Here is a 13,206-nt window from a genome sequence, read left to right on the forward strand (position 1 = left end):
GCGGCAAGAACGCGGACGCACGCGGACACGCGGACGGGCCCCGGAGACACCCACGTCTCCGGGGCCCGTCCCCGTACCCCGCCGAACCCGCTCAGCCGGCGGGCTGCCGCTCGTCCTCCGGCCGGAGGATCGGGAAGCTCCCGGTGTTCGTCGGGGCGTGCTCCGGCAGCCACAGCACCGCGATCGCCCCGCCGGTCCCCTCCGCCGCACCCATCGGCGCCGCGTTGCGGAACGTCAGCCGGGCCCCCAGCACCCGGGCCTGCCCGGCCGCGATCGTCAGCCCCAGCCCGTGCCCGTTCCCGGCCCGGTCGACGCTGCCCGTACGGAACCGGCTCGGCCCCTCACGCAGCAGCGCCTCCGGGAACCCCGGCCCATGGTCGCGGACCCGTACCACCCGGCCCTCGACCGTGATCTCCACCGGGGTGGACCCGTGCTTGGCCGCGTTGCCCAGCAGATTGCCGAGGATGCGCTCCAGGCGCCGCGGATCGGTGGAGACCCACGACTCGTGCACCACCCGCACCGCGATGTCCGGGTCCAGCACGGCGATCCGCCGGCTGACGAACTCGCCCAGCTGCAACTGCTGGAGCTCGGCCCGCTCCGAGGCACTGTCCAGCCGCGCCACTTCAAGCACGTCCTCGACGAGGGTGCGCATCGCCTGCGCCCGGTTGCGCACCAGTTCGGTGGGGCGGCCCGGCGGCAGCAGCTCGGCCGCCGTGAGCAGCCCGGTCACCGGCGTACGCAGCTCATGGGCGATGTCCGCGGTGACCCGGCGCTCCGCCTCGATCCGCTCGTTCAGCGCGTCGGTCAGCGCGTCGACCGCCCGCGCCAGCTCATCCGTCTCGTCGCGGACCACCCCGCCGACGGCCTCCCTGACCCTGACGTCCGTGTGCCCCTGCGCGACCTTCCCGGCCGCCGCCGCCGCCTTGCGCAGCCTGCGGGAGAGCTGGCCGCCGATCAGGACGCCCAGGGCGCAGCCGCCGAAGACCACCGAGACCGAGCCGATGATCAGCGCCCGGTCCAGGTCCTTCATGATCGTGGCGCTGCGGTCGGCGAACCGGGTGTGCAGCGAGAGGACGTCACCGTTGGCCAGCGGTACGGCCGCCCAGACATCGGGCACCCCGTCCTTGTACTCCTCGACATGGGTGGCCCGCCGGTTGTTGCGGATCTCCTCGCGCAGGCTCGGCGGCAGCGCGGGGTCGTTGAGCTTGGCGCCGAACTTGGGCGCCGGGCTCTTCATGTTCATCGCCTCGTAGAACCGCTGGGCGCCCAGCAGCCGCTCCAGCTGCACCTCACGGGCGTTCTCGATCATCGAGACCTGGGCGGCATTGTGGACGACAAGGCTCAGCGCCACCGCGATGAGCGCGCCGACCGCCGCGATCGCGATGCTGATCTTCCAGCGGACACCGGTCCGCAGGGCCAGTTTCTTCATGCCCGGAGCTTGTAGCCGAAGCCGCGGACGGTCTCGATCCGGTCCTGTCCGATCTTGGTGCGCAGCCGCTGCACATGCACGTCCACGACCCGGGTGTCACCGCCCCAGCCGTAGTCCCAGACCCGCTCCAGGAGCCGGTCGCGGGAGAGTACGGTGCCGGGCGCGGACGAGAACTCCAGCAGCAGCCGCATCTCGGTCGGCGTCAGCGCCACCTGCTCGCCCCCGCGCCGTACCTCCATGCCCTCGGTGTCGACCTCCAGATCACCGAAGGCCAGCACCCCGCCCTCGGCCGGTGCCTCCGCGTCCGTACCGCCCGGCTGCCCGCCCGCGCCCGCCGCGTGGCCGAAGCGCCGCAGCACCGCCCGGATACGGGCGACGAGCACGGCACCGTCGAAGGGCTTGGTGACGTAGTCGTCCGCCCCGGCCTCCAGGCCGAGTACGACATCGATGGAGTCGGCCCGCGCCGAGAGCATGATGACGGGCACGGTCGACTCGTCCCGGATGCGGCGGCACAGGCTCACCCCGTCGAGCCCCGGCACCATCACATCGAGCAGGGCGATGTCCGGGCGGTCGGCCCGGAAGGCCTCCAGGCCGGAGAGCCCGTCGGGCATCGCGGTGACCGCGAAACCGACCCGCTCCAGGGCGAGCTGGGTGGCCTCACGGATGACATCGTCGTCCTCGACGAAGAGGACATGGGTCTCGGCCATGCGACTGCTTTCGGCTGCTTTCGGTAGCTCTTGCCTGCTGTTGCTGTGGTGTTCCCGCCGCTGCTTCAGTTCCCGGGTGACACCGGCGGCTCCGGGAGGGGGACCTCCCCGCTCCCGACTGCCCGGTTGAAGTCGTTGTGCACGCGGTCGTGCTCGCCGAAGCGGTCGTTCGCCCAGCGGTAGGTGACGACCTCCGAGCCGGACGGGTAGGCGAGCGGGTCCTTCGACCCGTACACCTGTGTCGTCACCACCAGGTCGCCCCGGTCGATGGTGCCGTAGACCGCGGGCGTCTCGGCGGTGAAGACGTTCCGGTACGAGCCGTCGTCGCTCTTGCGGTACACATACGTCCCGACGCCCACCGAATCGGCGCAGGACATCACGTTGACCACGACATCGGTCACCGGGCCGTCGGTCAGCGAACCGTAGGAGGTGTCCACCGGGTAGGCGTCCCCGGCACACGGCCGGAGGCCCTCCTTGACCCGCTCGCTCACCTTCGCGTCGCCCCGGAGCAGCGCCACGGCATCGACCCGGGTGGCGGGCTTCGCCGTGCCGGACGGGGTTCCCGAGACGGGGGTCGTGACCTGGGCGACGGGCTGGGTGCCGGCCGGGCCCTCGTCGCGGGTGCCGGTGCCGCCCGTGGAGCAGCCGACGCAGAACAGCCCGAAGGCGGCGAGTCCGGCCAGAGCCGTACCACTCGCCGCCATGCCCGCCCGGAGCCGTGTGCTCCGGCCGGTGCCTCCGTGCCCGTCGCCGTCCGCCGGGCCGCCGCCCGCGCCGTCGCCGCTGTCCGTCAGGCCGCGCACCGCTCCCGCCCCCGCTCGTCGTGGCGCCGGTCCCGCGGCGCCGATGTGTGCACCCGGGCCGCCACGACCGTGGTGGGGCCGGAGGGACGGGCTGCCGTCGTCCGGCGGTCCCCGGCCTCGCGGCCGACCGCCTCACGGCTCATGATCTCGCGGCTCTCCAGCTCCTGACGCAGTCGCGCCAGTGCCCGGTGCAGCGTGCTCTTCACCGTACCGGCCGACATGCCCAGCGCGGCAGCCGTCTCCTCCGTGCTCATCTGTTCCCAGTGTCGCAGCACGACGACGCTGCGCTGCTTGGGAGCCAGGACGCCCAGGATGTCCATCAGCAGGGCGCGGTCGGCGCGTTGCTCGGTGCCGTCCTCGACGCTCGCGTCCGGCAGCTGCTCGGTGGGGATCTCCTCCAGCTTGCGGGCCCGCCACCACTCGGTACGTGTGTTGATCATGACGCGGCGCAGATAGGCGTCGGCGAGGGACTTGTCGGCGATGCCGTCCCAGCGGCCGTACGTACGCACCAGAGCGGTCTGCAGCAGGTCCTGCGCGTCCACCGGGTCGGGGACCAGACGGCGGGCGCTGCGGAGCAGAGCCTCCTGCCGGGTGCGTACGTAGTCCTCGAACTCGAGCACCTCGCCCTGCGCCATTCCAACCGCCTCCGTCCCCGTAGATCCCCGTGTGCACTGCTGACGGAGACGCTACGGAGGCGTTGTCACGAGGGTGTGCGCAGCAGCCATACGCGGACGCACGGCTGTCCATCGGTTGTGTAACAGCGCACTTCGGGCCCGGCCGACCGCCCAGGTCAGGACCGTACGGGCCCCGGCCGGCCAGGTCCCGTACGGTTTCCCGCTCAGGTCAGCGGCAGCCGGTACAGACCGTCCGGCAGCGGCTCGACCAGCCCGTCGGACACCAGCCCGTCCAGTGCCCTGGCCCGCTGCACCGGCTCGTCCCACACCGCGTCGAGCGCGGCCTGCGGAACGGGGTTCACCGCCTCACGCAGGACCGCGAGCAGCCGGCCGCGTACCTGCCGGTCCGTACCGGCGTACGTCTGCCCGCGGCGGGCGGGCCCCTGGTGCGGGGGCTTCCCGGCCAGCAGCCAGGCGCACTGCGAGGCGATCGGGCACTTCGAGCAGTCCTCGTTCCTGGCGGTGCACACCAGTGCGCCGAGCTCCATCGTCGCGGCGGCCCAGCGTGCCGCGCGTTCGTCCTCCTCGGGGAGCAGTGTCCTGGCGAGCTTGCGCTCGGCGGCGGTCGTCGCGTTCGGCGGGTACTGAATGCCGGACGCGGCGCGGGCGAACACCCGGCGGACGTTCGTATCGAGCACCGCGTGCCGCTGCCCGTACGCGAACGAGGCCACGGCCGCCGCCGTGTACTCGCCGATCCCGGGCAGGGCCAGCAGCTGGTTGTGCTCGCTCGGTACGTCGCCGCCGTGCCGTTCCGTTATCGCCTGCGCGGCGCCGTGCAGACGCAGCGCCCGGCGGGGGTAGCCGAGCCGGCCCCAGGCGCGGACCGCTTCACCGGGCGCCTCGGCGGCCAGGTCGGCGGGGCGCGGCCAGCGGGCCAGCCACTGTTCGTAGACCGGGAGGACCCGGCTCACCGGGGTCTGCTGCAGCATGAACTCGCTCACCATCACGCCCCAGGCGCCCGCTTCGGGGCGGCGCCAGGGCAGATCGCGGGCGTGCTGCTCGAACCACCCGATGACGGGGGTGTGGAGGGACGTGGGGGGCATGTGTGTCGAAGTCATGGCAGTCATCGCACGTCCGATCCTGGCACGGAAGACGGGACGACGGTCCCGGGGACGGGGGTGTCGGCCTTCCCGGCGGCTCAGGGAGTGATAACGCCACCCGTTCTGTCCCCTGTGCCCGTGTCCGGAGGCCGTAACCGGGGGTTCCATGATGATGATCCGCAAAACTTGACGATCAGAGCGGCGGGTGGGGCGGGAGTTGGCCCGGATCTCTCGTAGAGTTTGGGCCGTGGGTTCTATGCGCAATCCGGTCGGGCCGCTTCCCTCCACCATTTACTGGCGACGGAGGGCAGTAGCGGCGACGCTGGTTGCGCTGCTCGCGTTGCTGATCGTATGGGTCGTCACCTCGGGTGGCGGCAAGGAGAACACCGGCGACGCGAAACCGAGCGGATCGGATCCGGTGGAGTCGATCACTCCGGGCCCCTCGGGATCCGGGCCGGCGATCAGTCAACAGCCGGGCGGCCGTGACGAGTCGGGCGACGACGCGGGAAGCGACGGCAGCAACGGTGACACCGGCGCCGCCGACGGCGCGGGCTCCGGCACGGGCGGCACGACGGGATCAGACGGTGCGTCATCGGGCGGCGCGGGCACGGGCGGAACGGCGGGCCAGCAGGTCCCGGCCGGCTCCCCGCTCCCCGACTGCACCCCCGACGCACTCCAGTTGAGCCTGCGTACGAAGTTGAGTTACGGCCCCGAGGACCGGCCGAAGTTCGAACTGATCGCCAAGAACGGCTCGGCCACCACCTGCAAGGCCGACCTCGGCCCGAAGAACGCGGTCCTCACCGTCACCGAGGCCGGTGACGACGACACCCGGGTCTGGTCGTCGAAGGACTGCCCGGCCGCCCCGGGCAGCCTGCTCCTGAAGCTCCCGGCGGGCGCGACCGTGATCCACACCGTGGCCTGGGACCGCACGCGGAGCGCTCCCCGGTGCGCCACGCCCCCCGCGGCGAAGGCCGGTCCGGGAACGTATCTCCTGGAGGCCACGGCCCCGGGCGAGCCGCTGCAACGCGCCTCGTTCGTCCTGTCGAAGGACTGACGGGACTGACGGGACTGACGGGACTGACGGGACTGACGGAGGACCGGACCCGGGCCGGCCCCGACCGTGTACGGGCGGCGCGCCCGGCCGTGTGCCCCTTGCGCGGGCGCCGCGCTCAGCCTTGTGCGGGCGCCACACCCAGACCGTCCGGTGTTCGAGGACGGAACCGTGCCGGTGGGTCCGCGGGCTCTCGTCCCCGCCCGACGCGGGCAACCGGTCGACCGGTCAGCCCGTCCGGCGCCCGAGGACAGAAGGAAACCCCGCCGAACAGCCCCCGCGCGGTCTAGACGTACCGCTCCAGGATCGACGACTCCGCCAGCCGCGACAGGCCCTCCCGTACGCTCCGGGCCCTCGCCTCCCCGACCCCGTCCACGGTCTGGAGATCGTCCACGCTCGCGGCCAGCAGCTTCTGCAGACCGCCGAAGTGCTCCACCAGCCGCTCGATGATCGCGCCCGGGAGCCGCGGCACCTTCGCCAGCAGCCGGAATCCCCGCGGGGACACCGCGGAGTCCAGCGTCTCCGGCGAACCGCTGTACCCCAGGGCCCGTGCCACCGCGGCGAGTTCCAGCAGCTCCGTGTGGGTCAGGGCGTCCAGCTCGGTCAGCGCCTCGGCGACCGTGCGGGACCGCTTGGCCGTCGGCTCCGGCACATAGTCGCGCACGACCAGCTCGCGCTCCGGCTCGACGCCCGCGATCAGCTCGTCCAGCTGGAGCGCGAGCAACCGTCCGTCGGTGCCGAGCTCGACCACGTACTCCGCGATCTCGGTCGCGATCCGCCGCACCATCTCCAGACGCTGGGCGACCGCCGTCACGTCCCGCACCGTCACCAGGTCCTCGATCTCCAGCGCGGAGAGCGTGCCCGCGACCTCGTCGAGGCGCAGCTTGTACCGCTCCAGCGTCGCGAGTGCCTGGTTGGCCCGGGACAGGATCGCGGAGGACTCCTCCAGGACCCGCCGTTCCCCGTCCACGTACAGCGCGATCAGACGCATCGACTGCGAGACCGAGACGACCGGGAAGACACACGCCTTGGAGACCCGGTCCGCCGTGCGGTGGCGCGTGCCGGTCTCCTCGGTGGGGATGGAGGCGTCCGGGACCAGCTGCACACCGGCCCGCAGGATCTTGGTCATGTCCTTGTCGAGGATCAGCGCGCCGTCGAGCTTGCACAGCTCGCGCAGCCGCGTCGCCGTGAACTCCACGTCCAGGACGAATCCGCCGGTGCACATCGATTCGACGGTCTTGTCCATACCGAGGACGATCAGTCCGCCGGTGTTGCCCCGGAGGATGCGCTCCAGTCCGTCGCGCAAGGCCATTCCGGGCGCGACGGCGCTCAACGAGGCGCGCATGAGCGCCTCGTTGCCGGTGCCTTGGCCGGACTTTCCGGGCGATGCTGCCCGGTCGCTGGCTGCCACTGCACTCCTCCGGTCACAGGTTTGCGATGCCCTTGCGTCCCTCATACCGTTCGTACGGGCGGGCGAGACCAGGGCAAAGTCTACCGGCGCGCGTTGTCCTCCCGTGGTGCCTCCGTGCGAGACCGGCGCGGGAGTGCTCTCAGAGCGTCGCCCATGTCGGCGACTTCCGTGACCTTCATACCGGACGGGACCTTCCCCGGGTCGGTCGGAACCAGGGCGTGGGTGAAGCCGAGACGGTGCGCCTCGGCCAGTCTGCGCTGGACTCCGGTGACCCGTCGGACCTCGCCCGCGAGGCCCACCTCACCGATCGCCACCAGGTTCTTCGGAAGCGGTGTGTCACTGGCGGCGCTGGCCAGGGCGAGCGCGATCGCCAGGTCCGCCGCCGGTTCGGTGAGCTTCACGCCGCCGACCGTCGCGCTGTAGATGTCCCGCTTGCCGAGCGCGCTGATGCGACCGCGCTGCTCCAGCACGGCCAGCATCATCGAGACCCGGGAGGTCTCCAGGCCGGAGGTCGTGCGCCGGGGCGAGGGGATCTGGGAGTCGACGGTGAGCGCCTGCACCTCGGCGACGAGAGGGCGCTTGCCCTCCAGGGTGACGGTCAGACAGGTGCCGGGCACCGGTGCGTCCCGGCGGGTGAGGAAGAGGCCCGAGGGGTCCGCGAGTCCGGTGATGCCCTCGTCGTGGAGCTCGAAGCAGCCGACCTCGTCGGTCGCCCCGTAGCGGTTCTTGACGCCGCGTACCAGACGGAGCCGGGCATGGCGGTCGCCCTCGAAGGAGAGCACCACGTCGACGAGGTGCTCCAGCAGCCGGGGTCCGGCGATGGCGCCGTCCTTGGTGACATGGCCGACCAGGAGCGTGGCCATCCCGCGCTCCTTGGACGCCCTGATGAGCGCTCCGGCGACCTCGCGGACCTGGGCCATGCCCCCCGGGGCGCCGTCGATCTCGGGCGAGGCGACGGTCTGGACGGAGTCGAGGACGAGCAGCGAGGGCTTGACCGCGTCCAGATGGCCGAGCACCGCGGACAGATCGGTCTCCGCCGCGAGGTAGAGGTGGTCGTTGATCGCCCGGATCCGGTCGGCGCGCATCCGGACCTGACTCGCGGACTCCTCGGCGGTGACGTAGAGCGTGCGGTGGTCGTCGCTCGCGGCCTTGGCGGCCACGTCCAGCAGCAGCGTCGACTTGCCGACGCCCGGCTCGCCCGCCAGCAGCACGACGGCGCCGGGCACGAGCCCCCCGCCCAGCACCCGGTCCAGCTCGCTCACTCCGGTCGAGCGCGCGGTGGCCTGGCGGCTGTCGACCTGGCCGATCGGGACGGCGGCGGTGGAGACCCGGCCGGCCGCGGTGGTCCGCACGGCGGGGGCACCGCCGAACTCCTCGACCGTCCCCCAGGCCTGGCACTCGGGGCAGCGGCCGAGCCACTTGGCGGTGGTCCAGCCGCACTCGGTGCAGCGGTAGGACGGCCGGTCCTTCGCGGATTTCGTACGGGCAGCCATGGCGTCACCGTATAGGGGAGGTACGACAGCCCTGCCCGGGGCCGGTGCGGAAGCCCGTCGGCGCGGGTACGGCGGCCCGGCCAGGGCGGGTGCGGCAGTCCTGTTTCGGGCGGGGCGGCAGCCCGGTTACGGGCGGGGGCGCACGGGGGCGCGCAGAGCGGAATCCACGATTCCTGTCCCCTTTCGAGGGATACGTTCACCCGTAAGGGTTAAAAGTACTGAAGGGGTACTAAGGCATCCTCTCCACTGCCTACGGTCGCCGAGTGACGAGCAGCAGGCTGGAGACCCCCACGCACACCACCGGCGCACACCGGGCGCACCGCCGTGCGCCCCACTCGTCGGCACAGCGAACGCCCGCATGTTACGAGCAGTACCTCGACGGTCTTTTCACCTACTGCCTCTCCGTGCTCTGCGACCACGAAGCGGCGGCCGACGCGCTCGGCGCGGTCCTGGCCGTCGCGGAGCGGGAGGACAGCCGGTGCCCGGCGGGCGAGGAGGAGCGCAAGACCTGGCTGTACGCGCTGGCCAGGTGGATGTGCCTGCGCAGGATGACCGAGCGGAAGCGGGGCCGCCAGGCCCATCGTCACTCGGCGAAGGAGACGAGGGCGGAGCGCGGGAGGACCGCGTATCCGAACTCCGCACACCCGCAGCCCGCCCCGCCGGAGAGCGCCCCGCCGGAGGGTGTGCGCCCCGGGAGCGCCTGGCCCGCGGCTGCGCGGGCGGGGGCGCACGCGAGCCATCGCGCGCCGGGCCCCAGGCCGGGCGCCCCTCTCGCCGACCGCGCCCTCCCCGCTGACCGCACCCTCCCCTTCGATCTCACCCTTCCCGCCAACCTCCCCCTTGCCACCGTCCCCGCGATCCCCACCAATCCCTCTCTCCCCACCAATCCCGCAGTCCCCACCGGCCACACCGTCCCCGCGATCTCCACCCGCCCCGCCGCGCCCTACGCCCCCGCCACGCCGCCCACCCCCGAGGAGGCGGTCACCCCGGCACCCGCCGAGTCCCCGGCGGCCGAAGCGCGCCGGCGTGAACTGGCCCAGCTGGCCTGGCCCGAGGCGGCGGGCACCACCCCGGAACAGCGCGAGGCGCTCGAACTCTCGGTACGCCACGGGCTCCCCCCGCGCGCCGTGGCCTCCGTGCTCGGCCTGGAACCCGCCACCGCCCGCGAACTGCTCGCCGCCGCGACCTGCGAGGTGGAGCGCACCCGCGCCGCCCTCGCCGTCGTGGAGACCGCGGACTGTCCCACCGTCGCCCGTCTCACCGGTGACCACCGGGTGCTGCTCTCCGCGGTGCTGCGCCGCGAGCTCGTCCGGCACGTCGACGACTGCCCCCGCTGCCGTCTCGTCGCCGAACGCGCCGGTGCCGCCGGTCCCTGGCCGGGTGCCGCCGTCACCTCCACGACCGTGCTGCCCGTCGTCGAGGCGCCCCGCCCCTCCGTCCGGGTCGCCATGGTCCACGCCCAGCGGTCCCGGGCGGGCACCCCGCGCTTCGACCGCACGGGCTATCCGCTGGACCCGAAGGACCAGGCCGCGCGTCGCGACCGGCTGCGCGCCCGGGTCGTGACGACCACTGTGGTCGCGACCGTCGTCGCCGCTCCCGTGATCGCGCTGTGGGCCGCCTACCGGGGGGCGCCGCACACCGGGGAGGGGCACGACGGCTCCGCGGTCACCGCGACCGAGCTGGACGACACGGGGGGCATGGAGGGAACCCCGTACGACCGTTACGAGAACGCGGGCAACGCCCGCCCCGGCGCGAAGGGCCGCTTCGGCCACCGCCCCAACGAAGGCTCCGGCTCCCCGGACGTGACGGCCGAGGTGATCAGCTCCGACGACGGACGGCACGGTCCCGGAGGCCTGGACGTCACCGCGCGGACCTCGGGCGATGTCACGACCATCACCCTGACCGCCTCCGGTGGAGGTTTTGTCACCTGGTCGGCATGGGTGGACGCGCCGTGGCTGCGCCTGAGCCGCTCGTCGGGCCTCCTCGCCGCCGGGGAGAGCGTCACCATCCGGGTCTCGGTGAACCGCGCGGCCGAGCCGGAGGGCCCGTGGCGCGCGCGTATCGGTATCGCCCCGTCGGGCTCCCAGGTCATGATCGAGGGGTACGGGGCGACCTCCCCGTCGAACGGTGGCGCGACGGGTCCGACCCGCCCCACCACGAAGCCGGCGGACCCCGGCACGGACCCGACCGGTCCCACCCCGGGCCCCACCCGCCCCACCGACCCCACCCCGGACCCGACGGACCCGACCGGTGGTCCCACGCCCGGCCCGACGGATCCCACGGACCCGGGCACGGCCGGGCCGACACCCACGTCCTCCGGCCCGTCCGAGCCGTCCACCGGCCCGTCCGTCCCGGCCCCCACGGGCTGACCGCTCCCGGACACCGCCGCCGGACGCAACTGTCGACCGGACCGCGCCCACCGGACACCGCCGCCGGACGCGCTGTCGGCCGGACCGCCGCCGCCGGCCGTGGTGGTCAGGCGGCGGGGCGGTCCGGCGACCGTGCGGTCAGGCCGAAGGGTCGGCCGGGTGCGGGGCCATCGGCAGCAGCGAGGACAGCCTCTCCTCGCACAGCTCGACCAGCCGGCCGTAGGCCTTCTTGCCCATCAGCTCGGTGAGCTCGGGGCGGTAGGTGACGTACACCGGGTCCCCGGCCCCGTGCGCCGATGTGGCCGAGGTGCACCACCAGTGCAGATCGTGACCGCCGGGACCCCAGCCCCGGCGGTCGTACTCACCGATCGAGACCTGGAGCACCCGGGTGTCGTCGGGCCGGTCGATCCAGTCGTACGTACGCCGGATCGGCAGCTGCCAGCACACGTCGGGCTTCGTTTCGAGAGGGTCCTTGCCCTCCCGCAGCGCCAGGATGTGCAGCGAACAGCCCGCCCCGGCCGGGAAGCCGGGCCGGTTCTGAAAGATGCAGGAGCCTTCCCAGCGGCGCGTCTGGCGCTCGCCGTCCTCGTCGACACCCACCCAGCCCGTCTCCGTACCGACATCGTGGAACTGCCACAACTCCGGTGTCAGCCGTGCGACATGGCCGGCCACCCGCTTCTCGTCGTCCTTGTCGGAGAAGTGCGCGCCCAGCGTGCAGCACCCGTCGTCGGCGCGGCCCGCCTGGATGCCCTGGCAGCCGCTGCCGAAGATGCAGGACCACCTGGAGGTGAGCCAGGTCAGATCGCAGCGGAAGACCTGCTCGTCGTCCGCCGGGTCGGGGAACTCCACCCAGGCCCGTGCGAAGTCGAGCCCCTTCTCGTCGGAACCGTTGGGTCCGTTGTTTTCCGGCTGCTGTGTCTCCCGGTTCGTCTTCTGCTTCTTCGTGGCTTTGCCCGGCTTCGCCTTTTTCGTCTTTGGCACGCGCCAAGAGTAAGACCGACCGGTACATGGGTGGCGGCGTCGCGGGGCCGGGCCCGCACATCCGCGGCGGCACGGCCGCCCGTCACGGCTTCTCCCCCCGGGCCCCGACCCCGCTCCTCCCTCTCCTCCCAGGGGCCGGTCGGCCCCGGTCCGTGGCCGCAGTAGCGTTCCGGTATGAGACTCGGAGTCCTCGACGTGGGGTCGAACACGGTTCATCTGCTGGTGGTGGACGCCCACCCCGGCGCCCGCCCGCTGCCCGCGCACTCGCACAAGGCGGAGCTTCGGCTGGCCGAACTCCTCGACAAGGACGGCTCCATCGGCCCTCCGGGCGTGGACCGGCTGGTGTCGACCATCGCCGCGGCGGTCCAGGCCGCCGAGGACAAGGGGTGCGAGGACGTCCTGGCGTTCGCCACGTCCGCCGTGCGCGAGGCGACCAACGCGGACAGGGTGCTGGCCCGGGTGCGCGACGAGACGGGCGTCGACCTCGCCGTTCTCAGCGGTGAGGAGGAGGCCCGGCTCACCTTCCTCGCCGCGCGACGGTGGTTCGGCTGGTCGGCCGGGAAACTGCTGGTCCTGGACATCGGCGGCGGTTCCCTGGAGATCGCGTTCGGCATCGACGAGGAGCCCGACGCCGCGGTGTCCCTGCCCCTCGGCGCCGGGCGCCTCAGCGCGGCCTGGCTGCCGGCCGACCCGGCGGACCCGGCGGAGGTGAAGGCGCTGCGCCGCCATGTACGGGCCAGGATCGCCCGGAGCGTGGGCGAGTTCACCCGCCTCGGCCGCCCCGATCATGTCGTCGCCACCTCCAAGACCTTCAAGCAGCTCGCCAGGATCGCGGGCGCCGCACGTTCCACCGAGGGCCTGTACGTACAGCGCTCCCTCAGCCGCAAGGCCCTGGAGGACTGGGTGCCGAAACTGGCGGCGATGTCCGTCGAGGAGCGGGGCCGGCTGCCCGGGGTCTCCGAGGGGCGCGCCGCACAGCTGCTCGCCGGGGCGCTGGTGGCGGAGGGGGCCATGGACCTGTTCGGGGTGGAAGAGCTGGAGATCTGCCCCTGGGCGCTGCGCGAGGGCGTCATCCTGCGCCGCCTGGACCACCTCCCGGCGGAACAGGTGGCGCTGCGCTGATGTCATGAGCCTGGCCGGTCCGCCGGCGCGACGCCCGACCGCCGGCGCGACGCCCGACCGCCGGCGCGACGCCCGGCAGGTCGGCTGCGGCGACGCCCCGCCGGCTGCACCGGCGCCCGGCGCAGC

Annotated in this window: 11 protein-coding genes; 3 read left to right on the forward strand and 8 right to left on the reverse strand. The window is 73.1% G+C overall.

Going from position 1 to position 13,206, the window contains the following annotated elements; translation table 11 throughout:
• Nucleotides 1-91: 91 nt before the first annotated feature.
• From cseC to ABT170_RS34745, 5 genes are all read right to left on the reverse strand, one after another.
• Nucleotides 92-1,429, reverse strand: a complete 1,338-nt coding sequence (cseC, locus tag ABT170_RS34725; protein ID WP_329943001.1) for a two-component system sensor histidine kinase CseC — start codon at nt 1,427-1,429, stop codon at nt 92-94.
• On the reverse strand, nt 1,426-2,136 hold the full coding sequence (cseB, locus tag ABT170_RS34730) for a two-component system response regulator CseB (RefSeq protein ID WP_266922652.1): 711 nt from the start codon (nt 2,134-2,136) through the stop codon (nt 1,426-1,428). Before cseB ends, cseC begins: the two co-directional genes overlap by 4 nt.
• A gap of 65 nt (nt 2,137-2,201) precedes the next feature.
• Nucleotides 2,202-2,939 (reverse strand): hypothetical protein, encoded by a 738-nt coding sequence (locus ABT170_RS34735; RefSeq protein ID WP_502970609.1) that lies wholly within the window; start codon nt 2,937-2,939, stop codon nt 2,202-2,204.
• A complete protein-coding gene (locus tag ABT170_RS34740; protein ID WP_329943002.1) occupies nt 2,927-3,574 on the reverse strand; it encodes a SigE family RNA polymerase sigma factor in 648 nt (215 codons plus the stop codon). Before ABT170_RS34740 ends, ABT170_RS34735 begins: the two co-directional genes overlap by 13 nt.
• Before the next feature lie 203 nt (nt 3,575-3,777).
• Nucleotides 3,778-4,680, reverse strand: coding sequence for an HhH-GPD family protein (locus ABT170_RS34745; RefSeq protein ID WP_266922654.1), 903 nt, complete (start codon nt 4,678-4,680; stop codon nt 3,778-3,780).
• Nucleotides 4,681-4,993: 313 nt separating this feature from the next.
• Here ABT170_RS34745 and ABT170_RS34750 point away from each other — a divergent pair, with 313 nt between their 5' ends.
• Nucleotides 4,994-5,707 carry a hypothetical protein gene (locus tag ABT170_RS34750; protein WP_351874189.1) on the forward strand — a complete coding sequence of 238 codons (714 nt, stop codon included), beginning with the start codon at nt 4,994-4,996 and terminating at the stop codon, nt 5,705-5,707.
• A gap of 283 nt (nt 5,708-5,990) precedes the next feature.
• Here ABT170_RS34750 and disA read toward each other — a convergent pair whose 3' ends face one another.
• The gene (gene disA / locus ABT170_RS34755; protein WP_266922656.1) at nt 5,991-7,115 is read right to left on the reverse strand and encodes a DNA integrity scanning diadenylate cyclase DisA; all 1,125 of its coding nucleotides are present in this window, start codon (nt 7,113-7,115) and stop codon (nt 5,991-5,993) included.
• A gap of 80 nt (nt 7,116-7,195) precedes the next feature.
• On the reverse strand, nt 7,196-8,608 hold the full coding sequence (gene radA / locus ABT170_RS34760) for a DNA repair protein RadA (protein WP_329943004.1): 1,413 nt from the start codon (nt 8,606-8,608) through the stop codon (nt 7,196-7,198).
• A 404-nt stretch (nt 8,609-9,012) separates the two neighbouring features.
• Here radA and ABT170_RS34765 point away from each other — a divergent pair, with 404 nt between their 5' ends.
• The gene (locus ABT170_RS34765; RefSeq protein ID WP_502970610.1) at nt 9,013-10,977 is read left to right on the forward strand and encodes a BACON domain-containing protein; all 1,965 of its coding nucleotides are present in this window, start codon (nt 9,013-9,015) and stop codon (nt 10,975-10,977) included.
• A 138-nt stretch (nt 10,978-11,115) separates the two neighbouring features.
• On the opposite strand, the gene ABT170_RS34770 is transcribed toward ABT170_RS34765, so the two are convergent.
• Nucleotides 11,116-11,958 (reverse strand): DUF3109 family protein, encoded by an 843-nt coding sequence (locus tag ABT170_RS34770; RefSeq protein WP_329943006.1) that lies wholly within the window; start codon nt 11,956-11,958, stop codon nt 11,116-11,118.
• Between the two features lie 174 nt (nt 11,959-12,132).
• On the opposite strand from ABT170_RS34770, the gene ABT170_RS34775 reads away from it, so the two are divergent.
• Complete coding sequence (locus ABT170_RS34775) at nt 12,133-13,080, forward strand: Ppx/GppA family phosphatase (protein ID WP_329943007.1); 948 nt, start codon at nt 12,133-12,135, stop codon at nt 13,078-13,080.
• Nucleotides 13,081-13,206: the final 126 nt, after the last annotated feature.

Origin of the sequence: Streptomyces sp. NPDC001787, from assembly GCF_040297465.1 — a bacterium.
Classification (GTDB): Bacteria; Actinomycetota; Actinomycetes; order Streptomycetales; family Streptomycetaceae; genus Streptomyces.

Coding starts and splice junctions, on each gene's coding strand:
- ABT170_RS34775 (WP_329943007.1), top strand. CDS start 12,133: ATGAGACTCGGAGTCCTCGACGTGGGGTCGAACACGGTTCATCTGCTG.
- ABT170_RS34740 (WP_329943002.1), bottom strand. CDS start 3,574: ATGGCGCAGGGCGAGGTGCTCGAGTTCGAGGACTACGTACGCACCCGG.
- radA (WP_329943004.1), bottom strand. CDS start 8,608: ATGGCTGCCCGTACGAAATCCGCGAAGGACCGGCCGTCCTACCGCTGC.
- cseC (WP_329943001.1), bottom strand. CDS start 1,429: ATGAAGAAACTGGCCCTGCGGACCGGTGTCCGCTGGAAGATCAGCATC.
- cseB (WP_266922652.1), bottom strand. CDS start 2,136: ATGGCCGAGACCCATGTCCTCTTCGTCGAGGACGACGATGTCATCCGT.
- ABT170_RS34745 (WP_266922654.1), bottom strand. CDS start 4,680: ATGACTGCCATGACTTCGACACACATGCCCCCCACGTCCCTCCACACC.